The organism is Subtercola vilae (assembly GCF_004923255.1).
Classification (GTDB): Bacteria; Actinomycetota; Actinomycetes; order Actinomycetales; family Microbacteriaceae; genus Subtercola; species Subtercola vilae.
In genome coordinates, this window is the sequence record NZ_QYRT01000022.1 from 1 (window position 1) to 20,161 (window position 20,161).

The 20,161-nt window shown below is 57.9% G+C and carries 26 protein-coding genes and 2 tRNA genes; 26 read left to right on the plus strand and 2 right to left on the minus strand.

What is annotated here, in order from left to right:
• Positions 1–135 precede the first annotated feature (135 nt).
• The 11 genes from D4765_RS11650 to D4765_RS11690 all read left to right on the plus strand — a co-directional run bounded on the left by D4765_RS11650 (position 136) and on the right by D4765_RS11690 (position 6,619).
• On the plus strand, positions 136–618 hold the full coding sequence (locus tag D4765_RS11650) for a hypothetical protein (RefSeq protein WP_136642476.1): 483 nt from the start codon (positions 136–138) through the stop codon (positions 616–618).
• 130 nt (positions 619–748) lie between these two features.
• Positions 749–922, plus strand: a complete 174-nt coding sequence (locus D4765_RS19220; protein WP_161580431.1) for a hypothetical protein — start codon at positions 749–751, stop codon at positions 920–922.
• A complete protein-coding gene (locus D4765_RS11655) occupies positions 915–1,109 on the plus strand; it encodes a hypothetical protein (protein ID WP_136642477.1) in 195 nt (64 codons plus the stop codon). The genes D4765_RS19220 and D4765_RS11655 overlap by 8 nt, the downstream gene beginning before the upstream one ends.
• Before the next feature lie 75 nt (positions 1,110–1,184).
• Positions 1,185–1,925 (plus strand): hypothetical protein, encoded by a 741-nt coding sequence (locus D4765_RS11660; RefSeq protein ID WP_136642478.1) that lies wholly within the window; start codon positions 1,185–1,187, stop codon positions 1,923–1,925.
• The gene (locus tag D4765_RS11665; RefSeq protein ID WP_136642479.1) at positions 1,925–2,146 is read left to right on the plus strand and encodes a hypothetical protein; all 222 of its coding nucleotides are present in this window, start codon (positions 1,925–1,927) and stop codon (positions 2,144–2,146) included. Before D4765_RS11660 ends, D4765_RS11665 begins: the two co-directional genes overlap by 1 nt.
• Before the next feature lie 300 nt (positions 2,147–2,446).
• Positions 2,447–2,517 (plus strand) — tRNA-Trp (locus D4765_RS11670).
• Positions 2,518–2,532: 15 nt separating this feature from the next.
• Positions 2,533–2,670, plus strand: coding sequence for a hypothetical protein (locus D4765_RS19225; RefSeq protein WP_161580432.1), 138 nt, complete (start codon positions 2,533–2,535; stop codon positions 2,668–2,670).
• A gap of 225 nt (positions 2,671–2,895) precedes the next feature.
• Positions 2,896–4,047, plus strand: a complete 1,152-nt coding sequence (locus D4765_RS11675) for a hypothetical protein (RefSeq protein ID WP_136642480.1) — start codon at positions 2,896–2,898, stop codon at positions 4,045–4,047.
• Positions 4,044–4,706, plus strand: a complete 663-nt coding sequence (locus D4765_RS19475; RefSeq protein WP_201799299.1) for a dATP/dGTP diphosphohydrolase domain-containing protein — start codon at positions 4,044–4,046, stop codon at positions 4,704–4,706. The genes D4765_RS11675 and D4765_RS19475 overlap by 4 nt, the downstream gene beginning before the upstream one ends.
• A gap of 804 nt (positions 4,707–5,510) precedes the next feature.
• On the plus strand, positions 5,511–6,023 hold the full coding sequence (locus D4765_RS11685) for a hypothetical protein (protein WP_136642481.1): 513 nt from the start codon (positions 5,511–5,513) through the stop codon (positions 6,021–6,023).
• A gap of 167 nt (positions 6,024–6,190) precedes the next feature.
• Positions 6,191–6,619: a hypothetical protein gene (locus tag D4765_RS11690; RefSeq protein WP_136642482.1), complete on the plus strand. Its 429-nt coding sequence runs from the start codon at positions 6,191–6,193 to the stop codon at positions 6,617–6,619.
• A gap of 258 nt (positions 6,620–6,877) precedes the next feature.
• On the opposite strand, the gene D4765_RS11695 is transcribed toward D4765_RS11690, so the two are convergent.
• Positions 6,878–7,240, minus strand: a complete 363-nt coding sequence (locus tag D4765_RS11695; RefSeq protein ID WP_136642483.1) for a hypothetical protein — start codon at positions 7,238–7,240, stop codon at positions 6,878–6,880.
• Complete coding sequence (locus D4765_RS11700) at positions 7,233–7,463, minus strand: hypothetical protein (protein WP_136642484.1); 231 nt, start codon at positions 7,461–7,463, stop codon at positions 7,233–7,235. The genes D4765_RS11695 and D4765_RS11700 overlap by 8 nt, the downstream gene beginning before the upstream one ends.
• Positions 7,464–7,544: 81 nt before the next feature.
• On the opposite strand from D4765_RS11700, the gene D4765_RS11705 reads away from it, so the two are divergent.
• The 15 genes from D4765_RS11705 to D4765_RS11775 all read left to right on the plus strand — a co-directional run bounded on the left by D4765_RS11705 (position 7,545) and on the right by D4765_RS11775 (position 20,145).
• On the plus strand, positions 7,545–8,039 hold the full coding sequence (locus tag D4765_RS11705; RefSeq protein WP_136642485.1) for a phosphatase domain-containing protein: 495 nt from the start codon (positions 7,545–7,547) through the stop codon (positions 8,037–8,039).
• Positions 8,032–8,313, plus strand: a complete 282-nt coding sequence (locus D4765_RS11710; RefSeq protein WP_136642486.1) for a hypothetical protein — start codon at positions 8,032–8,034, stop codon at positions 8,311–8,313. The genes D4765_RS11705 and D4765_RS11710 overlap by 8 nt, the downstream gene beginning before the upstream one ends.
• Positions 8,298–8,618, plus strand: coding sequence for a hypothetical protein (locus tag D4765_RS11715; protein WP_136642487.1), 321 nt, complete (start codon positions 8,298–8,300; stop codon positions 8,616–8,618). Before D4765_RS11710 ends, D4765_RS11715 begins: the two co-directional genes overlap by 16 nt.
• A 472-nt stretch (positions 8,619–9,090) precedes the next feature.
• On the plus strand, positions 9,091–9,315 hold the full coding sequence (locus tag D4765_RS11720) for a hypothetical protein (protein ID WP_136642488.1): 225 nt from the start codon (positions 9,091–9,093) through the stop codon (positions 9,313–9,315).
• A gap of 432 nt (positions 9,316–9,747) precedes the next feature.
• Positions 9,748–9,957, plus strand: coding sequence for a hypothetical protein (locus D4765_RS11725; protein WP_136642489.1), 210 nt, complete (start codon positions 9,748–9,750; stop codon positions 9,955–9,957).
• Between the two features lie 20 nt (positions 9,958–9,977).
• Positions 9,978–10,166, plus strand: a complete 189-nt coding sequence (locus D4765_RS11730) for a hypothetical protein (protein WP_136642490.1) — start codon at positions 9,978–9,980, stop codon at positions 10,164–10,166.
• Between the two features lie 52 nt (positions 10,167–10,218).
• The gene (locus tag D4765_RS11735; RefSeq protein ID WP_136642491.1) at positions 10,219–10,770 is read left to right on the plus strand and encodes a hypothetical protein; all 552 of its coding nucleotides are present in this window, start codon (positions 10,219–10,221) and stop codon (positions 10,768–10,770) included.
• A gap of 121 nt (positions 10,771–10,891) precedes the next feature.
• Positions 10,892–11,473, plus strand: a complete 582-nt coding sequence (locus tag D4765_RS11740; RefSeq protein ID WP_136642492.1) for a recombinase family protein — start codon at positions 10,892–10,894, stop codon at positions 11,471–11,473.
• Positions 11,474–11,822: 349 nt separating this feature from the next.
• Positions 11,823–11,895: transfer RNA gene (locus D4765_RS11745), tRNA-Asn, on the plus strand.
• A 45-nt stretch (positions 11,896–11,940) separates the two neighbouring features.
• Positions 11,941–13,512 carry a phage terminase large subunit gene (terL, locus tag D4765_RS11750; RefSeq protein ID WP_161580433.1) on the plus strand — a complete coding sequence of 524 codons (1,572 nt, stop codon included), beginning with the start codon at positions 11,941–11,943 and terminating at the stop codon, positions 13,510–13,512.
• A 3-nt stretch (positions 13,513–13,515) separates the two neighbouring features.
• Positions 13,516–16,554, plus strand: coding sequence for a phage portal protein (locus D4765_RS11755; RefSeq protein ID WP_136642494.1), 3,039 nt, complete (start codon positions 13,516–13,518; stop codon positions 16,552–16,554).
• Positions 16,555–16,564: 10 nt separating this feature from the next.
• Entirely contained in the window at positions 16,565–16,951 is a 387-nt protein-coding gene (locus D4765_RS11760; RefSeq protein WP_136642495.1) for an XkdF-like putative serine protease domain-containing protein, read from the plus strand.
• Between the two features lie 173 nt (positions 16,952–17,124).
• Complete coding sequence (locus D4765_RS11765; protein WP_136642496.1) at positions 17,125–18,225, plus strand: hypothetical protein; 1,101 nt, start codon at positions 17,125–17,127, stop codon at positions 18,223–18,225.
• Between the two features lie 79 nt (positions 18,226–18,304).
• Entirely contained in the window at positions 18,305–19,759 is a 1,455-nt protein-coding gene (locus D4765_RS11770; RefSeq protein WP_136642497.1) for a hypothetical protein, read from the plus strand.
• Positions 19,760–19,872: 113 nt separating this feature from the next.
• Positions 19,873–20,145, plus strand: coding sequence for a hypothetical protein (locus tag D4765_RS11775; RefSeq protein ID WP_136642498.1), 273 nt, complete (start codon positions 19,873–19,875; stop codon positions 20,143–20,145).
• Positions 20,146–20,161 lie beyond the last annotated feature (16 nt).

The following is a 20,161-nucleotide window of genomic DNA, read 5'->3' on the forward strand; positions in this document are numbered from 1 at the left end:
GGCATGGGAGGAAGGGCGAGCAGTCGGCATATGGAGGCAGCTCATCCGTTCTGATGAGGGTTCAGCTGCACAGGATCGTTACGACGCCAAAAACCCCAACCCTTACACCCACCCAACCCCAGAGGAGAAGGCAGAGTGAGCAAGCGACTACAGGAGCGCGATGAACGAGTACGGGCGCTGCGATCATCCAGAAAACGCACGGGAATTGTCGTGGATCGGTCGGAGAGGGAGTCACGATCCGCATGGGAGGACGGGAAACTCATACCTGACCGAATTACCACCTACCTCGACATGGCAGGGCTGGACGGGCCGGGCGTAGACGAGGCATGTGGGGTCAAAGAGCCCGCAGTTGACCTGTGGGAGGCGGGAGAGCTTTACCCGACTTGGGAGCAGCTTCTAGCCCTCGCGAACATCTGCTCCATCGGGGTCAAGGCGTTCTTCTGGGATGATGCACCGCACGAGATCCCCGGTTACTGGCGTCAACATTTCAACATCAAGTCAGATGCCGACTGGGAGGCCTTCAATCAACCAGCCATCATGCGATTCACGCCTGCCGCACTCGCAGATCATCGTTCACGGGTCGAATCCACCCCCGCAACCCCAGAGGAGACACCGTGAGGTGCTCGGAATGCGGCGCGATCATGTACTTCAACTCGATGTTGATGACTTGCATCTGCTACCGCTGTCGACCGCCGATTCGCACGATCACGACAACCACAAGCACGCCCCCTACTGAAAAGGCCGAACAATGAGCGACAAACCAGAAAACCCCAGCGATCTAGTCACCTGTGATCGATGTTTCCTGGTCATACACAACCTTCACCTCGAAGAGCATGGCGAATGGCATGCGCGGCTGAATGCGAAGATCAGCAACTCATCGATGGGCGCGTTGCAATTCTTTGTGCAACTCGAAGATGTTTGACCGTCGTATCAAACTCGTGTCCATCGTCGGTGGTGGTGCCGAGTTCCGAATCAAGCAAGCCCATATCGCAGACCTCACACCGGCAGATATTCGTAAAGCCGCCGACGACTGGCGCGTACAGATCGGTGAACCTTTCCTCGCCGGCGGGAGCTGGCATGTACCCATTCAAGGAGCGACTGATGACTGAATCGGGGGAGCAAAACCCCATATTTGACGGTTTCTCTGTTAAAATTATTGCAAGCAATCCGAACGGAGTAACACCGTGACCGAAGCATCCGAGCAGATCCCGTGCGCCAGAGGTTGCGCATGGGATTCGCTGATTGAGACCGAAGCGCCCCGCCCGAAACCTGCCCTCCACGGTATCCTTTGTGACTCCTGTTTTTACCGCATCAAAGCGGCCCTGAACCTCGTACCCGACCTCATGGCGAACATGCGGGCACAGATCGACGGTTTCGGTGCTGTGCCGCTCACTGAAAGGGTTTCTGGTGGTGGTGATGGGCCTCCCGCGCCGCTGCGTATCGGCCCGCTCGACGCCTCCGATTCGCTGTACGCCAAACTCGTTTCGTGGACAGAAGTTTTCGGCGGCGAACTGCACACACCTCAGCCTCGTGTTGCGGTGTGGATCAACTTCACAGAAGTTCAGGGCTCAAAACCGGTCACCGTGAAAGTTGCTCACGAGATCGCGTCAGAGCTGGCCGAATGGTTCCATGCCAGGCTTGAAGAGATCGCCGCATCACCGGCCGCTGTCGCCTTCCATGACGATTTGTGTTACGGCTGGGAGGACGCCAGGGGGGTTTTCAGTCTTGCTGCGGCGTACGGTATCGAACCACGACCGGCGCGGCCCGCAGAGAAACGCGAATGCCCTGTGTGTGGTGCGCACGAAGTGTTCGTTGCTTGGCCCGACAAGCTAAACGCTGACCTGACGATTCTGTGTGGGCAGTGTCAATGGGTGATTGACCCTGAAGAAATCGGTTCGATGGCCAAGCTTCTGATGGTGTCGTAGTGGCGCAGCAAAAGACCCAAAACGTCATTGATGGCACGAGGTTTTGGAGCATTGATAGGGCTGCGCTTCATACGGGATTTGCTCGCGCTACCATCGAGCGTTACGTCAGGGAGGGTCTGCCCGTGTATGTCGGCGGGTTTGTTGAGCGTGATGCTTTTCTGAAGGTGTATCGCGATAAGCAGCAGTCGCAACGCTTGACACGCCTAAAACGCGGTTCTTGAGGTATGTGCCTCGGAATGCTAGGCTTTGCCTTGTAGGCATTTTCGTTCCCCGAAAGTGGAACTCAACTAAAACGCTCACCCTAACCGGTGGGCGTTTTTTTGTGCCCAAAACGACTTCCCGCGAAGCAGTCCACACTCTCCTAATGAAACCGGGCTCGACTTTCGCGGGTCAAAAGCCCAGATGCTGGTTCGAAGGTAATTGGAAGGTCGCGTCGTAAGTAGGGACCACGGGAGTTCACGGTGCAAGCCGGGGATGCACGGACGACCAACCCAGCCGAAGTCCATCGTCAACGGACACATTGGGAGTAAGCGTTACGGAAGCGCAGTCGGCTCCAACCCGACAGGCGCAGGTTCGACCCCTGCACTCTCAGCGAAGTTAGGCGCTCATGAAGCAACTGATTTTCGCGTTCGCTTCAGGTAAATACATCGGCTCAGTCGTCGATGAGGACACCGCGATCAGCGCATGCATTGACCTGTACAAGCGGACAGGTCAGAAGCAGAGCTACTACTACAAAGCGGCATAGGGAACACGAAAGCCTAGGAGTTGCGCGTGTCAATCAAGGATGATCTGGTGAGAGGTGCGAGCCCGCAGGAATCTTGGTGGGATGGGTTGCGCGAAGATGATCGTGCGGCGTTTGTGAAGGCGTGTGCTGACCCGTCGTGGACGAATGTGGCCCTTGTGCGGGTTTGCGCGGCGAACGGTCACAAGTTCCCTCGCGATGCTTTTGTGGCGTTCAGGCGCAGCCTTGTTGTCTGACGACCTGTCGTCGCCGCCGTCGAGGGAGACGAGCGAAGAGTCAAGCGATGGCACCAAAACTGTAACCGCGATCCGCAACCGGCCCGTGACGCTCGGGGATGCTCGCGCGTGGATTTCTGCGTCTGGGGATAACCCTGACGACTACACAATTTCGGTGCGTTCGATTGCTTACGGGCTTGACATGTTTTCTAACCGCATGTCGGCAACGCCGCGTTTCGCTAAAAACAAACGTGTCACCGTTGATGTGGATGCCGTTTCGATTCTTTCGAAGCTGCGAAAGCATTCAGGAAAACGCCCAGTTACACTCGCGGGCGGTTCCGAATCAACCTTTGTTCTCTCGATCAATGACATTCAGTTGGGCCAGTCGTACAACGGTGGGTCTGCGGCGACGATAGCCGCGTTCTACGGTTTCATTGCGAAAGCGGTTCTTCGTATTGAGGAGTTGCGTCGTGTTGGGCGCAAGCTCGACAGGCTCGTCGTGGTTTGTGGCGGCGACCTCGTTGAGGGTTGTGTTATTTACGGCAACCAGTCTTTCTCGCTCGACTTGAACCGTAAGCAGCAGGTCGAGGGTGTCGTTGCTATCCTTCTGCACGCGATAGACACCCTGGCCCCGCTGTTTGAGGCGGTCACTGTGCTTGCGTGCAAGGGGAATCATGGTGAGCATCGTATCGCCGGTAAACCTGTTGACCTGAGCGACAACGACGACACGCATTGTGTTGAGATGGCGAAGCTGGCGCTCATTCGTGACCCGAAAATGCAGCATATCGGCTGGATTATTGCTGAGGAAGAATCTGCGGTCTGGGCTGACGTTTACGGGTGGACGCTCGTCACGACGCACGGTGACATTTACTCCAAGGGTGTTTCTGGGCCGACAACTGAGCGTAAAGCGCATGCTTGGGCGAAGAATATGGCTGCGGCTGTTCGCCGGTTTGGGCGGATCGGTCAGGCGGATGTTCTTATCACGCACCATTTTCATCATGACGAGATGGCCGACTGGGGTGACACGCTCTGGCGGCAAACTTCTTCGCAGGATCGTGGTTCGCCGGGGTTCTCGCAGGCTACCGGGTCGTATTCGATACCGGGGATGCTTACTGGTGTGATGACGCCTGAGTGCCGGTGGCAGGACGAGGCTGTGCTTCGATGAAGCTCTATATTGCAGGCAAAATGACGGGCCTGCCGGAATTCAACTTCCCCGCCTTTTTTGCAGCCGAAGAAGCCTTGAAAAGTAGGGGCATTGAGTCCGTGAACCCTGCGCGCCATGACCAGGACAACGGTCTGGATGTTACGGGAATGGATGGCACGGAGTCGCCCGAGGGATTCGATCTCAAGGCTGCTCTGCTGTGGGATCTCGCCCAAGTTGCCGACGCTGATGGGGTCTACCTGCTCGACGGGTGGGAGACAAGCAAAGGCGCAGCTGCTGAGCTTGCCCTTGCTCGGGCCCTCGGGAAAGAGATCATCTTCCAGACAGACCCTGCATCCGAAGAGGTGCGTACGACTTCTCCTACGGGTGGGCAAAAGGGATCTAAGGCCCAGCGTTACGACTTGATACCAACCGAGCCGCTGCGCCTGCTCGCGACCCTCTATGGCCGCGGTGCGGAGAAGTACGACGACGACAACTGGCGTAAAGGTTACGACTGGAAGTTCTCTTACGCAGCCTTACAGCGTCACCTGAACCAGTTCTGGGCTGGCGAAGATCTAGACGAAGAAATGCAGTTGCCTCACGTGATCAGTGCGGCTTGGCACTGCTTTACTTTGGCCCAATTCATGATCGATCATCCGCAATTCGACACTCGGGCGAAGTAGACCGAGACAATCATGCTCGCCCTAATCGCCTCTTATGACGGTTCCGTTCGTCTTCGTACTTTTGTTGACGGTCACATACTTTTGTACGTCTTCCTTGGTGGGAGTGGTTATGGAACTCGTTTCTGGTGAGTGGGCCGTCCAGCCTGCGACCATGACATCTGATGTTGCTCAGATAATCTCTGCCGCCGACGAGATCGAACGCAAGACGGGTGTGCCACGTCTGCCGGCGCGTGACGGGTTTTCCACTTTCGAGTGCGAGGGCTGCACGTGCGTTCGGCGTGTGGACTGATGCGCTGGCTGTGCCGTGTTGGCGTTCACACGAGGGTTGTTCCGCATGTCGGTTACGTCAGTTATGAGCTTTGCGAGAAGTGCGGCGCGAGGATCTGGCGATGACGCTCACCGTCGCGCAACACGATGTTGACACGATCCTCGGTTTGGACTTCGCGCCGACAATTCCTTGTGAGGGATCACTGCATCCTCGGGGCATCAAGGGGCATAGCGCGAACGAGCCTGCCGCGTTCTCTTTGTGATGCGATTGCGGCGCTCATGTGCTGCTCTGTGCGGGCCGTATGGCTCACCTTTCCGCAGCCGTCGACACGTGGTGCAGTATCTGCAAACGGCGGCGACTGATCAGCGATTATCTCATCGTTCCGCTATAAGCTTCCCGCTTCTTTCGACCATATATAAGCCCTGCGCTTCCTGCAAATGGGTCAGTAGATGTCCTGCGAATGGGTCAGTACACAGACCGTAAGCGGGGTTAGCGGTCTACATACGCCCACCTATTTTTCTGAGGAGATCCCTACCGTGGTCACGAAACGAACCCTTGTTGGGCAGATCGGGCTCATCCCCGGTGCCAATGGGTGGGTCGACTGGACTATCGAGAAGGTCACGAAGTCACCCGTTCATCACGTGGTTGTGTGCGTGTCGGCCACGGAGTGTATTGGTGCTGAGCCTGGCGGTGCACGGATTCGCCCGATGAGCGATTTCCCTGAGGCGATCTGGTCGCATTTTCCGTTCACTCCGACGCAACGTAAGGGTGTTGCGGGGTGGGCGTACGCGCATGAGGGCACACCGTATTCGCTGCTTGACGACTTCGTGATCGGCCTGTCACTGCTGTCTGGTATTCGTACGCCGCAGTGGGCTGAACGTCGTCTTTCACGCACTGACCGGATGATCTGCTCGCAGCTCGCTGATGCCGCCCTGACGCTCGGTGGTGGCATTCGCGTGTTCGGTGATGATCGTGAGTTCGGGGCTGTGTATCCGGGGTCGTTCGTTCCGTATTTCAAAGAGCATGGTTGGTGGCCCGAGAATGATTGACCTGTCTGTTGATCAGATTCTCTCCGAACGGATGATCGCAGCGAGCAGGGATTGGCGCGCGAACAGGCCTTCGCCTGCGGCGGGTTCCATGGTCTCGTTGGAGATTGTTTCGGTGTTCGATGCGATAGCTGATTGTTTCGAGCGTGTCGGTAGTTTAGGAGCCAGTAATGTCTGATCAGCCTGCGCAGTCTGTCCCTGTTGAACCGGAGTTGACCTCTGAGCCGCCCGTACTGTCCCCGTTGGAACAGCTTGAGGCTGAGCACGGTTTCACGTTCGGCGGAGATGGCGAGTCGGCTGGCGCTAATGCCGTGTCGACTCTGGTGTGCACGCAACCGAAGTGCCCGAACCGAAACCAGCACGTGGCAATCCACGCCGACACTCCGCTGCCAGTTCATTGCGGTTCGTGCAACACGATTCTGCTGTGTGAGCACAACATGGTTGCGGCTGTTGACCGTGAGGGCACTGTTGGTTCACCGGTTGAGGTTCATTCGCAGAAGTGCACGATGTGCAGTTTTACTGCTGACGTTTTCCGTGTCGAACTCCCCGCCATCGACGTGTCTCAGCTGCCTTTGAAGGTTGTTGACGCTCTTGGTTGATCTGTCGAAGGAGCCGTCTGTGGCCGTGTACTCGTCTGACGAGTTGGCCGTGTTGTCGCCGTTCGAGGCACTGAGGGCGCTACTTGAGCGTGAAGGTATCGAGCGAGAATAAAGTTTGAGCACTGGGCTGGCGAAATAGAAACGCGGCGACAAGATAATACGCTGCCCCCGTACGGCGCAACATGGCTCTGACATGCTCTACGCGCAGGGGCGTTCCCGGAATCGAACCCGGGGCCCAGTGCACCTTTGGCCTCCAGCTCAGTTGGTAGAGCGCGTGGACTTTAACCCTTCACCATCGATCTTGGCTTGGATCTGCTCTGCCGTGTACGGCGAGTACCAGTAGTGGGTTGAGGTGATGTGAGCCAACCGTTGCGCGAACGACTCCGTTTCAGTCGTCAATACGTCCGCTAACAGACCCACGTATTCATCAAGCCAGAGATTAACCACGTCATTCTTGTTCGTGAAATGCTCCAGCGCGCGCAGATCGTTTATGGCGTGGCGGATTGCCGCCCGAATCGCGGGCTTCTGAGTGTTCTCGATCTCGAATTCAAGGAGCGCGATTGCTTGATCACATGCTTCGCGCACATGGATGGACTCAATCGAATTAGGCCGGTCAATCATCAGATTTCCTTCCGCGGTCGGTCGCCCTGGACGCCTTGATTTGATAGATCCTGGAGCGAGCCATTCCTGTGTGTCGCGCAATCTCCGTGGGCCCGATGCCCTCTTCGATGGCTGCCACGATGGATGCGTCACGGCCCCGAATGTTTGCTTCGATAGCGTTTTCTGCATCCTTGACATATGCGATCCACGACGTGATGTCCTCTAAGCGAGCAGCCTTCTTCATGCGTCTAGTCTAGTGGACAAAGATGTCTATAGTCCAGTACAATTGACACATGCGAGTTCCCCCCTCGGGTAGAATTAGGTCATGGAAACTAAGCCGCCCGCCGCCATATTTGATGTCGACGGCACGCTGGCCGATGTCTCCGGGGTGCGCCACTATGTGACCGGCGACCCGCGTAAAAAAGACTTCGAGAAGTTCCACGCGGCCGCATCGTTCGCGCCCGCAAACACTGCTGTTGTTGCCCTCGCCTCGCAGACGATTAGCGAAGGTTCGACGGTCTTCGTGGTCACGAGTCGCAAAGAACGTTGGCGGTTCCGCACGGCCATGTGGTTGCGCAAATGGGATGTGCCACACCACTACCTGATGATGCGCAAAGACGACGACGACCGCAAAGACGTGGAAGTCAAACGCGACATCCTCGCAAGAATCCAAACCCACTTCGACGTGATACTGGCGGTCGATGACAACCCTAATGTGATCGCATTGTGGGAAGAAAAAGGTATCCCAACGGTCGTGATCCCCGGGTGGGATGCGTCGTTGAAGAGCGTAAAGCACGCGAACGGACGCAGCGATGACTAAGACCCTTGAACAGAAACTCGTCACCGCTAAGCAACAGCAGGAAGTCACCTTCCAAGAGATGATGAACCCGCGCCCATGCCCACTACTTGTGACGACTGAGCAGTCCGGTGCTATCTCTCTGGGATTCTCCGAAGATGTCCGCGCTCAAGGATTGGCAGACTACAAGCGACTCATGGGCGACCTTGATTACTGGGATCGCAAAGTAGCCGCGTATGAACAAGCGTTGAAGGAAACGAACGGCGCTCAGTGGAGGCCCGCATGCCTGAATGTCTGAGTGATGTCGACGGCACAACGGATGCACAGGAAGCGCCTACCGGGAATCCTTGGGCGGGCCTGATCTCGCTCGTCCCTGTCAGTTGGGGTGACCGATACGAAACGGTGACCGCTCCGCGCTCTGCTGAGTGGATTGCGGCCCGTAACGCGTTCAAGCTGAAGTGGGATCTGGTGCTCGAAGAAGGTCTCGAAAACGATTATCTGTACGACGACTATAACGGCACATACGTGAACGATTCCGACGTGGTTGTCGTATCGTCAACGCGAATCGAAGCGCAGAACACCTCCAAAGCGAAGCATGAGTAGAGCGGGAACCGATGAGAACCCGCCACGCCAAGCAAATCCGCGACGGAATCATCGCAGCACGTAAGGACATCTGGGCCACAGGCATTCACCGGAACATTGATGTGCCGTTGACTGCGAAGGCTTACACAAGAACGCGGGCAGCAACTCGGCGGGACGCGCTTGAGGCACTGGTGGCCTTACACAACGCCGGACTCGTGCCCCGCGATCAGGTGCGCTCCATGATGGGCGGCATTCGCGGAGGGCACCGGTAATGACATGCCCACGCTGCACCAAACATCACCTCACCGTTGAGGTTCCCGAGCAGCAAGACCCGTGCGACGACCAGTGCGTGTGCTGCGGCCTGAACATCCACGAACGCACCTACGCTTGACCGTCGACGGTAGTGCAAAATGGTTCCCTCTCCCGAGCGAAGTCATAAAACGGGAGGCACCACGTTATGACTAACTCCATCACCACGTAGAGGAAAACCACCATGCCGAAGTACAAAATCCTGCACGCAAACCTCACCGCCGTGCCCGTGATTGGTGCCGTCATGAGAGCAGACGCCCGCGAACCTCTGTCGGAAGAAGTCGAAGCCGACTACTTCTCGCTCGAAGACGGATGGGTTTACTTCAAAACTACCGACCGCACGATATGCCTCGCGCTCCCCGAATACCACGTCGCATCCATACGCAGGGTAGAAACGCCAGCGGCGTGACAGACGAAGATCAATGCCCAGACTCATTTGACTATGGCGGACAGTATCACTGCTCATGTTTCTACGACGGTGACACCTACTGCTGCTACTGCGGCGAACCAGCCGACGACTCCGGCGAACAAGCTGCTTAGACGTCATTCGGGGGCAAGTGATTGCTGTTTGCATGAGTTACCACAAAGCGGGAAAAGTACGGTGGGAGACATGAAACCTCAAACCTCAAACGTCCTACAACGCCATAAGCGACCTGCATGAACGCCGACGCATAATCACGGCAGCCTACGCTGAAGAAGCCGCAGAGCTGCGAGAGGCACAAGCAGACCCCAAAGCCGAGGACATCGAATACCTTGCCCAGTCAGTCGCGCGCCTCGAAGCCCTCATCAACGAGTACACGTCAGCGATCGACCTACTGAGCAAAGCGGGAGAGGCGAAACCATGGACCCCGAGTACCTGATGCGGCTCTTCGCGGCGCAGACCACCGAGCGCCTGGACAAACTTGAACGTCAGGTAGAGCAACTCTTGGTCGCCCTCGATAAGGCACGGGTCGAGCAGAGCGCCTACGAGTTACGTCGCGAAGAACTCATCACTGAGTACATAGTGGCCCTGACTCCACGAAGCAAGGCGGGTAAGGCGAAGCCCCAGTGACAGAGACCAAGAGTAAACCGATGACCATACCCACCACACAGGTAGAGGAAGCGCTCGACGTACTAGAGATCGACTGGCGTGAAGGGCTCATCAGATCAGTGACGATCAAAGCCAAGACGATGACCGTCGAACACTTCGTCACATTCGCACAAGGAACAGAACCCGCAACAACCCGAACCGAAACTTACGACCTTACCTGGACTGAGTGACCTCAAACCTTGGCGACGCGCCTCGACTAGCAATGATTGGGGTTGAGCCATAGTGCAGTGTTCCACCATCAAGAAGGATGCTCACCGTTGCGGTCGTAACGCGATCAAGGGCGGCACGGTCTGTTACACCCACGGCGGGGCTAGTGGTCACGTGAAGGCGAAGGCTGCTGTCCGGTATGAAGTGTCACAGTGGGTCATCGGTGACGCTGTGGATGATCCTGGCGAGGTTCTGTTGCAGCTGCTCACTCAGTCTCGTCGTCGTCTTCTGATGCTCTCTGAGGCTTTAGAGAAGGCCGTCGAGGAGGCGTCTATTGCTGAGGCGATGGTTGGTGATGCGTTCGGTGAGTTCGGCAAGGTCGGTGAGTACATTCGTGGGCTTGCGATGTTGGAGGCGCAGGAGCGTGACCGGGCTACGAACATGGCCGCGAAGGCTGTGGCTGCTGGTTTGGCTGAGCGACAGACTCGTGTGGCTGAGGGTCAGGGTGTGTTGCTGGCGAGTTTGTTGAAGGCGATCCTGTCGGATCCTCGTCTGATGTTGTCGGAGTCTCAGCAGGCGATGGTGATTCCGGTGATGCGTGAGCAGATGGTGTTGGCTGCGAAGTAGTGTCATCAAACGAACGTTTCGGACAGGTGACTTTGAGTGTCGCCCATAGCTCGGTATCTGTTCTCTAACTCGTGTTACGTATCTATGGCTATATAGTCCCGTTTGCGATACTGTCACTTTCATGGCACTCATTGGCTACGGCCGCGTATCAACAGCAGACCAACACCTTGACATCCAGGAGAAGCAACTCCTCACCGCAGGGTGCGAACGCATCTACATGGAGAAACTCTCGGGCACACTCGCTAGCCGACCAGAGCTCGACCGGGCGCTAGATCATTTGCGCGCCGGTGACATTCTGGTAATTACCCGCCTTGATCGTCTTGGGCGTTCCGTCAAGAATCTCATCGACATTTCGGAGAGATTACGTCAGGGCGATATTGCGCTCAGAGTTGTCGAGCAGGGTATCGACTCGACTACCAGCGAAGGCCGGATGTTTTTCCACATGCTGGCTGCTGTTGCCGAGTTCGAGCATGATCTGATCGTCGCTAGGACTAAGGACGGCCTTGAGGCAGCTCGTGCACGCGGCATGAAGGGCGGCAGGAAGCCGAAGCTGACACAGACGGGCATACAGCAGGCTAGGGCGATGTATGACGCCGTCGACGAGCGTGGCAAGCGCCTACACACCGTGCAAGCCATAGCGGACACCCTGCGGGTATCCCGTGGCGTTATCTACCGCGTGCTCAGCGAAGATGTGGTTGCCTAGCCGCGCGGTGCGCTAACAACACACACGAAAGAACTCAGACCCGGCCATGCATCGCTGCTAGCCGGGTCTTTCGCATGCCCCGAGGCGCACACTCAGCATCTCAACTTTCCCCCAAACGCACGCCCGCCCGCCCGCCTTACCCCTCTAGTAGCCCCCCAGTTTTTGGTTGGGTGTGCACCGTTTTTCTGTTTGCACCGTTGTTGGCGGTGTGTGTTGGGGGCTGGTGTGCCTCTGGTTGCCCTTGTATGCCACCGTGTGCGCGTTTTCTCCCCGGTTTGGCATGTATGTATGTTCGAGTGTTTCTGTGGCGTTAGAGGGCTAGTTTCGTAGGTTTGTTCGTGTTGCGTTTTGGCGTGTAGCTCAGTTGGTAGAGCGCGTGGCTGTTAACCACGATGTCGCGGGTTCGAGTCCGGCCATGCCAGCAAAAATATTTTCGAACGCTCACGCGTTTTGCAGAGGGGTTACTGATGCCGGATGCTCCCGCGTTCTCTGCCGCCGATTTGCGGGCGTTTGATGCCGCGATGGCGAAGCTTGAACCGAAGAAGCGGTACGACCGGCCCGGCGATTTGGCTGCCGCGATTGACCCGAAGACTGTTGAGACGGCTGCTTTGCGGGTTGTCGATGCGGCGCTCGTAGAGGCGTGGAATACCTCCGATGCGCGGCTGATCATTTCCATGCCTCCCCAGGAGGGTAAGAGTCAGCGAGTCACGAAGACTAGTGTGCTGTGGGCTCTCATCAACGACCCTGAGCGTCGTGTTGCGATTGCTTCATACTCGGAGCCGCTTGCTGTGGGTTTCGGTCGCGACATCCGTAACTGGATTGCAGCAAATTCGGGCGATGAGGGTTCCCTAGATTTGGGGTTGCGTGTCGCTCACGACAATGGTGCTGCGTCGCGTTGGACTTTGAAGGGTCACAAGGGCGGTGTGATCTCGGTTGGTTTGCGCGGTGGTCTGACCGGCAAGCCGGTCGATGCGCTGATCATCGATGACCCGGTTTCGAACGCAGAACAGGCCGATTCGCAGTATTACCGCGATCAGGCGTGGGGGTGGTGGCAGTCTGTCGCTGGTACACGACTTGCACCTGGTGCGCCTGTGATTCTGATTCTCACGCGCTGGCATGAGGATGACCTTGCTGGGCGTCTGCTTGCTGCTGAGGATGGGCACTTGTGGAAAGTGGTGAACATTCCCGCTTTGGCTGATCATGACCCCGATTTGGGTCAGACCGATCCGTTGGGCCGCAAGCCGGGTGAGTGGTTGAAGTCTGCTCGTGGGCGCACGGATGCCCAGTGGCAGGCTATCCGCGTTCGTTCCGGTTCTCGTGTGTTCGCCTCCCTATATCAGGGTCGCCCAGCACCGGATACGGGCAACATTTGGTTGCGCGGTTGGTGGCAGCGGTACGACGCCAAGATTTGGTCTCAGGATGAGGTCACGGGCGCATTCAATGTTGTGTGTGACGAGATGATCATGTCGTGGGATATGACCTTCAAGGACACGAAGGGGTCTGACTTTGTTGTCGGTCAGGTGTGGGCTCGCCGCGGCGCTGAGGTGTACCTCGTAGATCAAGTGCATAAGCGGATGTCGTTCACGGCGACGTTGAAGGCTTTCCAAGATTTGGTCGCGAAGTGGCCGCAGGCGACGGTGAAGCTTGTTGAGGATAAGGCGAACGGTTCCGCCGTCATTTCGACGTTGCGGTCGAAGATTCCCGGCATTGTTCCGGTGAACCCGACCGAATCGAAGCTGTCGCGTGCTAACGCTGTTGCCCCGTACATCGAGGCGGGGAACGTTTTTGTTCCGTCATCGAAGCTTCGTTCGTGGGGTGACGGGTTCGTGGATGAGTGTGCTGCGTTCCCGAACGGTGCCCATGACGATCAGGTGGATGGCACATCGCAGGCTTTGGCACGACTGTTTGTTGCTAAGGGCGGCTCTGGTGTCGTGTTTCTGTCCGCGTGGAAAGCTGCTGCGGAAAAAAACCACATTGTTGTTCCCGAGAACGCGCGCAATTGGCGTGCGACTGTCATTGAAATGAAATCGCGGAGGTAACACGTGGGTATCTTCGACCGGTTCCGCAAGTCGGGCACACCTGAAGCTATTGATGCGGCTATGGCCGTGCAGGGCATGGATCAGTCTGCGGCGATGGGGCCGGGTCGGCCTCTGAACCCGAACAAGGGTTATTCGCAGCCGCCGCGGTCGATGGATTACCCCACAGGGGTGAACCTTTCGACTCGTTCGCGCACTGCGTGGGGGCGTACGTCTTTCGAGACGTTGCGTGAGATGACTTCCCTGTATGACGTTGCGCGGATGTGCATCAACCACAAAATTGATGAGATCCGGTCGATGGGGCTGCTGTTCATGCCCGCCGATGGTGTGACGACGGATGTTCGTGACGCTTTGGATGCGGCTAGGACTGTTCTGGCGTTCCCCGACCGTGAGCACCCATTCGATGAGTGGCTGGGGATGTGGCTTGAGAATCAGCTTCGGTACGATGCCGGCCCCTTGTATTTTCGCCGGAATCTTTTGGGTGAGATTGTTGGCCTTGAGGTTCTGGACGGTACGACGATTGCGCCGTACATCGATGAGCATGGTCGCCGCCCGATGGCACCCGCCCCAGCATATTTTCAGTTGGTGCACGGCCAGGTTTGGTCGACGTACACCGCTGAAGACATCCTGTACCCGAGGTTTCGGCCGCAGGGTGATTCTCCTTACGGTTTGGCCCCGATTGAGTCGATCCTTCTGACGGCTAACACGGATCTGAAGTTTCAGTGGCACCTGTTGCAGATGTTCACTGATGGTTCGGTGCCGTCCGGGTTTATCGAGTTGCCGCCAGACATTTCGTCACCCGATCAGGTTGCGGAGTGGCAGGACTACTGGGATGCGGTGGTTCAGGGTGATCAGGCGAAGCAGCACCAGCTGGTGGCTGTGCCTGCGGGTACGAAGGTTACGCAGACTCGCCCTAAAGGTTTCGATCCGCTGTTTCCTGACTATCTGGTCACCCGTGTTGCGGCGGCTTTTGGTGTTGTGCCGCAGGATTTGGGTTTGCTGAAGGACGTGAACCGGTCAACTGGTGACGTCCAGGTCGATATTCAGTTTCGTGTGAACACTCTGCCGTGGGTGCGTTTTGTTGAACAGATCTTGAACCGGTATTTGCAGCACGATCTTGGCCTGCCGGTGAAGGTTGCGCTTGATACTGGGCGTGACAAAGAGGATCGGCTCACTGAGGCTCAGGCGTGGGAGGTTTACGTCAAGACTGGTGCGGCGTCGATGGATGAGATGCGGCAGGAGTTGCTTGGTCTGCCGATTGATAATCAGCGGCCCATTCCGCGCGGCATCATCACAGCCCGTACAGGGTTTGTGCCGCTCACATCGATTCTGGCTATTTCTGGTCCGATTGATGGGGAGACTGGCGCACCGGATGACAGTGTGCCGTTGTCGTTGGCTCCGTTCGATGGTGTCGGTGGTGTTCTGCCTGACAAGCTGCCGGGTGGTGTGGAGTTCAAGCGTGCCCCGCAGAATCCTGACGAGCCAATGTTTCCGTCTCTTGAGCACATTGTGCCGGGGTCGGATGTTGTGAATGGGATGCCTGCGGTCGGTGGTGCCATTTCGAAGGAGATGACTGCTGGTGTCACTGCGGGTACCGGGATTCACGGTAACCCGCTTGATGATGACGACGAGTTGGTGAAGGCTGAGCTTGCTCAGTTCCGCCGGTTCGTGAAGCAGCGTAAGAAGTCTGGTGAGTGGCGCGATTTTGCGTTCAACTCCGTAACACCGGATGAGGCGCAGAGGATGAACCGTGAGGGTCGCGAGAGCGGCCCTTTTCTAGTTAAAGCCCAGTCTGATGTTTCGGTGTCTGGTCTTGCGGTTCACGCTGCGGACACGGGTCGTGTGCTGATGTTGCAGCGCGCTCTTGACGACACGGATCCTGCATCAGGCAAGTGGGAATTCCCGGGCGGGCACCTCGAAGACGGGGAGTCACCGGTTACCGCCGCTTTGCGTGAGTGGTCGGAGGAGGTACGGATTCCTGCCCCTGCCGGTGACCCCGTTGAGGGGTGGCTGAACGGGCACTATCAAGGGTTCGTTCTAGAGGTTCCAACCGAGTTCCCGATCCATGAGGATCGTGGTTCGGTGACGAACCCGGATGATCCTGACGGGGATTGTATTGAGGCCATTGCATGGTGGTCGCCTTCTGATCTCGTTGACAACCCCGTTGTTCGGCAGGAGCTTCATGATTCGCTCGGTGACATTCTGCCGTCGATTGGTGGGAGCCTCCCTTTAGCTAAAGCGGGGTGGCGTGATACGCCCGAGGCCACTCCGCAGCTCCGCTACGACCTGAAGATCACGGACGCGTATCAGCCGGTCGTTCTGGCCGCGCTGAAAACGCTCGTGCTATCCGTTGACATTTCGTCGTTCCCTATTCAGAAGGGTGCCGACGACACCGACCCGCTCGCAGCACTGCTCGGGCAAAACCTGTCAACGGCTGAGCTTGAGCAGGCGATACGAAACATCATCGCTGACGGCTACATGGCGGGCGTTTCTGCCGCGGGTGAGCAGATCGGTTCAGGCGCGGTCACCGTGTCTGGGTCGATTGGTAATGCGGTCGCGGCGACGGATTGGTCAACGTGGGTGCCGGGTTCGCCCGGTGCTGCCGCCCAAACCGCTGACGGTGCGCTCGCTGATCTTCTGGCGCAGTCCGGTGTGACGATCAAGGGCATTTCCGACTCGCTACTTGAGCAGGTCGGTAACGCGCTCGCTGATGGGCTCGCCGCGGGTTCACCGTCGCGGGACATCGCGGACGTTCTGGCGGGGCTCGGTGACAGCCTCTCGGGTCGTGCGGAGATGATCGCACACACCGAGGGTGCCCGGGCTATGACCGCGGCGTCGTTCGAGGTGTACGGCCTGAATGGTGTCACCGATTGGGATCTGATCACGTCTGCGGGGGCTTGCCCGATCTGCTTGCAAGTAGAGGCAGCGAACCCGCATTCACAATCGGACACTTCGAACGCGCCGCCTCTGCATCCCAGATGTCGTTGCAGCAGCTCACCCGTTGTCGAGTCGATCAACGCAGCACAAATTCAGTACACGGAATAGGGGTACGGCCATGCCTGAAGAATCAAGGTTCCTTCTAGGGATCGCATATCAGGCTGGCCGTGACCCGCGCATCATGAAGGGCGCGGACGGTTCAGCCGACTTCTTCACCGCCGACGAGCTTGAGAAAGCTGCATGGGCGTTCACGAAGAAGCACGGCGGCTCCGGTCTATTCCACGAAGACGGTACCGGCCTCGCGGCTGAGGTGGTCGAGTCGTACATCTATCGGGGTGACCCGTGGATGGTTGACGCCTCTCCCGGCTGCGAGGTCATCGTCAAGGCTGGCGACTGGCTGATTGGTTGCATTCTTTCCCCCGAAGCGTGGGCGCTTTACAAGAGCGGTCAGATTACCGGCTTCTCCCCTCAAGGCTCAGCGAAACGTCGAAAGGCCACCTCATGACAAACCCCGCCAATCTTTCCGAAATTTATGACGCCGACATTGATTCGGTGCATCTCGTCGGGAAGGCCGCAAACGGTCACAGATTCATTCTCGCCAAGTCGGCAGAATCGCCAAACCTTCTCGACGCCTCAACCGTTCGAGATCTCATCAAACAGGCCCAGGAGGGCGAACCTATGACCGATGTTGTGAAAGCTGACGACGAGATCCTTGAAGACGCCGCTGCTGGTGCTGAGGGTGACGTGACCGACCCGGGTTCGCCCGCATGGGAGGCCGTGGATGCTGCTACCGCATGGGAGCAGCTTGACCGTCTCACCGATGCGAAACGGGCCATTGAGGCTCTTTCTGATCGTGAAGCGCAGGAGGGTTTCAGCGGTGACGATGACGGGTTTGATAACTCGTGGGATCTCGAAACCGCCGCCGACCTCATCGATTGTGCGATTGGTGTTGTTGCCCCGTACGCGGTGGGTGAGCAGGCCGAATCTGAGCAGCCTGTCGAGAAGGCTGCCCCGCGTGAGGTGCTTGAGGCGTTCGTGAAAGCTGGACGTTCGCTTTCGTCCTCGAACGAGTCCGCGCTTCGTGGTGCTGCCGCCGCAATCCAGAACGTGCTCGCCTCCCTGCCCGCACCTGTCGAAGTTCTCAAGGAAGAAGCCCCCGTGGATGAAGTTGTGAAAGCCAAGTCTGACCCGCAAGTGCTCGTGTACGACTCGACCGGCAACGTCATCGGTTCGGTCGACCCCGAACAGCTGACCACTTTCGCCAACTCCGCGTCGACCGAGGTTCCCGCTGAGGATGACGCCCCAGTCGATGACGCACTTCCGGCAGATGATGCCGTCCCCGCCGAACCGGCCCCCGAAGTTTCTGGTGTTTCCGACGCAGCCGCCCCTGATGAGGCTGTCATTCCGGGCACCAGTACCATTCAGTCCCCCGTGGCTGACCCCGAAGATGTCACGAAGGCACTCAAGCTCGAACTGAGCGACGTTCTCAAAGAAGCACTCGAACCTCTCGCAAAGCAGTTCGCGGATAACGCTGAGCTGGCGGAGGTTGTGAAGGGCTTGCAGGAGACCGTCGCGAAGATGGGGAAGCAGCCCGACGACCGTAAGAGCCCGCTTCTGTATGGTGCGAGCGGTGTTTCTGGTCTCGCTGACCGTGACGGACAGATCGATGGTCTTGCGGATTTCCGCAAAGCCGTTGAGGCCGCCGTCACACCTGTTGCGAAAGAGGCCGCGAACAAGGCGCTGGCGTTCGCCTCCATCAAAGAGCGTTTCAAGCTCTAAGCAGTAAAAACCTCCCCTAACCCATTCAACAAAGGCCCTCCTCGTGGGGGTTATTTGTCGTGCACTGAAAGGCTCCCTCGTGGATCTCACACAAATTTCCGAAGAAACCCTCGGCACTATCAAGAAGGCCACCGCGGGCATCAACGCCTCGACCGGCATTCATGGTGCCGACCTCGCAGACCTGATCTCGCTCGTTCCGGTCAATTCGCCGTTCCGTGACCGTCTGCCCCGCGTCAAGCCCAAGCAGGGTGCGAAGTTCGCGGAGTGGGAAGCGATCACCAACGTCAACAACTCGCAGCCGAACCCGGCAACCGCGTTCGATAATGCCGCGCCCATCGTGAACGTGAACCTTCAGGACGTGACCGCCCTGTACGCGCGAATCGGTGCCGGTTACACGGTCACGAAGGATGCGATCACGTTTGGTGCCGATTATGCCGACGCGAAGGCAATCGCGATCTTCAACGCCATCAATCAGTACAAGATCGGTGAGGACAAGAAAGCTATCGGCGGGCAGAACTTCGCCCTGGCCGTCCCCGCCACCCCGACCGTCACCCCCTCGGCGAACGGTGGCAGCATTCCCGCCACGACTGCTGTGCCGGTGAAGGTTGCTGTTCGTACGGGCTCGAACTTCTCGTGGGGCGGTTCGGGTATCGCTTCTTCGGCTGGTTCCGCGACGACCGGTTCTGGCACCACGAACTCGGCTGTTGTGACTGTTCCGGCGGTGCGCGGTGCGGTTGCGTACGACTGGTTCGTGAACGGGTTCTGGTACACCACCACGACTGTGAACACGGTCACTGTGACGACGATCCCGACCGCGAATGCGACTGCCCCGATCACGAACGTCTCCGGGCTCTCGACGGTCTACCCGACCTCGGTTCCGACCGTGGACGCTTCGGCCAGCTCGCTCGACTTCAACGGTCTGATTGCCTCGCTCGCCGGCGACTACGCAACGTCCGGTTACGGTCTCGTCACCCCCGGTCAGGGTTCCCCCTCGGGTGCCAAGTTCCTGTCGCTCGATGGTGCACCGCTGACGTTCTCGGGCGGTTCGGTGAACGAGTTCGACACTCTCAACCAGTACATCTACGATTCCGTGCAGCTGTCACCTGACCGTTACATGGTTTCGTCGCAGCAGTCGAAGACGCTCTCGAAGGCGTTCCTCGCGGCTGGCACGTCGAGCGTGTACCTGGAGCAGGGTAACGGTGATGGTGGGCGTACGAACGCTTCTCTCGGCGGCCACCTGAACACGTACTTCAATGCGATCACGGGTGACCGCATCGAGATTGAGGTCAACCCGAACCTTCCTGCCGGAACGATCATCGCCACCCGCGATTCGATCCCTTTCCCGAACAGCAACATCAGCAACACGATGGAGCTGCGCACGCAGGAAGACCTCACCGATTGGGACTACCCGGCCGGTCGCCAGTCCGGTGCTGGTGGTGGCCCCCGTTACGACGGTGAGGTTTACAGCGTCGAGACGTTCATCAATAGAGCTCCGGTGAGCATGGGGGTTCTCCAGAACATCACAGCCAGCTAACAGGTGGTAAAGGCCGTGGGTGCGCGATCGATTGTCTCTTTCGCGCACCCACGGTGACCCCTCAGGGGTGTTCGTTCGGGCACCCCTCAACCCCATTTTCGGAGGAAAAGAAAATGCAGATCGTTTCACGACTCAACGCAGTAACCACCACACATTCGGGTGTCACCTATAACGCGGTGCACGGCATTTTTAATGTCCCCGAAGAGGTGGGGGCAGAGCTTGTCAGGTTCCCTCACTGGGTGGAGGAGCTTGATTACCGCATCGAGCAGGACGCCGCAGAAAAGGCGCGACTGCTTGACCCCAACACTTTCCCTGACCGTCTCGCACGGCTCGAACAGCTCGTTGATGAGCTGACGAAACCGCGAAAGCGCACACCGCGCACCTAAACGCCCCGGCGCTCTA

Bases quoted from the DNA above. Each gene is read 5' to 3' on its own strand.
- D4765_RS11705 (WP_136642485.1), top strand. From the start codon at position 7,545: ATGGAAACTAAGCCGCCCGCCGCCATATTTGATGTCGACGGCACGCTG.
- D4765_RS11715 (WP_136642487.1), top strand. From the start codon at position 8,298: ATGCCTGAATGTCTGAGTGATGTCGACGGCACAACGGATGCACAGGAA.
- D4765_RS11725 (WP_136642489.1), top strand. From the start codon at position 9,748: ATGGACCCCGAGTACCTGATGCGGCTCTTCGCGGCGCAGACCACCGAG.
- D4765_RS19225 (WP_161580432.1), top strand. From the start codon at position 2,533: ATGAAGCAACTGATTTTCGCGTTCGCTTCAGGTAAATACATCGGCTCA.
- D4765_RS11775 (WP_136642498.1), top strand. From the start codon at position 19,873: ATGCAGATCGTTTCACGACTCAACGCAGTAACCACCACACATTCGGGT.
- D4765_RS11690 (WP_136642482.1), top strand. From the start codon at position 6,191: ATGTCTGATCAGCCTGCGCAGTCTGTCCCTGTTGAACCGGAGTTGACC.
- terL (WP_161580433.1), top strand. From the start codon at position 11,941: ATGCCGGATGCTCCCGCGTTCTCTGCCGCCGATTTGCGGGCGTTTGAT.
- D4765_RS11730 (WP_136642490.1), top strand. From the start codon at position 9,978: ATGACCATACCCACCACACAGGTAGAGGAAGCGCTCGACGTACTAGAG.
- D4765_RS11695 (WP_136642483.1), bottom strand. From the start codon at position 7,240: ATGATTGACCGGCCTAATTCGATTGAGTCCATCCATGTGCGCGAAGCA.
- D4765_RS11740 (WP_136642492.1), top strand. From the start codon at position 10,892: ATGGCACTCATTGGCTACGGCCGCGTATCAACAGCAGACCAACACCTT.
- D4765_RS11710 (WP_136642486.1), top strand. From the start codon at position 8,032: ATGACTAAGACCCTTGAACAGAAACTCGTCACCGCTAAGCAACAGCAG.
- D4765_RS11720 (WP_136642488.1), top strand. From the start codon at position 9,091: ATGCCGAAGTACAAAATCCTGCACGCAAACCTCACCGCCGTGCCCGTG.
- D4765_RS19220 (WP_161580431.1), top strand. From the start codon at position 749: ATGAGCGACAAACCAGAAAACCCCAGCGATCTAGTCACCTGTGATCGA.
- D4765_RS11760 (WP_136642495.1), top strand. From the start codon at position 16,565: ATGCCTGAAGAATCAAGGTTCCTTCTAGGGATCGCATATCAGGCTGGC.
- D4765_RS11655 (WP_136642477.1), top strand. From the start codon at position 915: ATGTTTGACCGTCGTATCAAACTCGTGTCCATCGTCGGTGGTGGTGCC.
- D4765_RS19475 (WP_201799299.1), top strand. From the start codon at position 4,044: ATGAAGCTCTATATTGCAGGCAAAATGACGGGCCTGCCGGAATTCAAC.
- D4765_RS11765 (WP_136642496.1), top strand. From the start codon at position 17,125: ATGACCGATGTTGTGAAAGCTGACGACGAGATCCTTGAAGACGCCGCT.
- D4765_RS11700 (WP_136642484.1), bottom strand. From the start codon at position 7,463: ATGAAGAAGGCTGCTCGCTTAGAGGACATCACGTCGTGGATCGCATAT.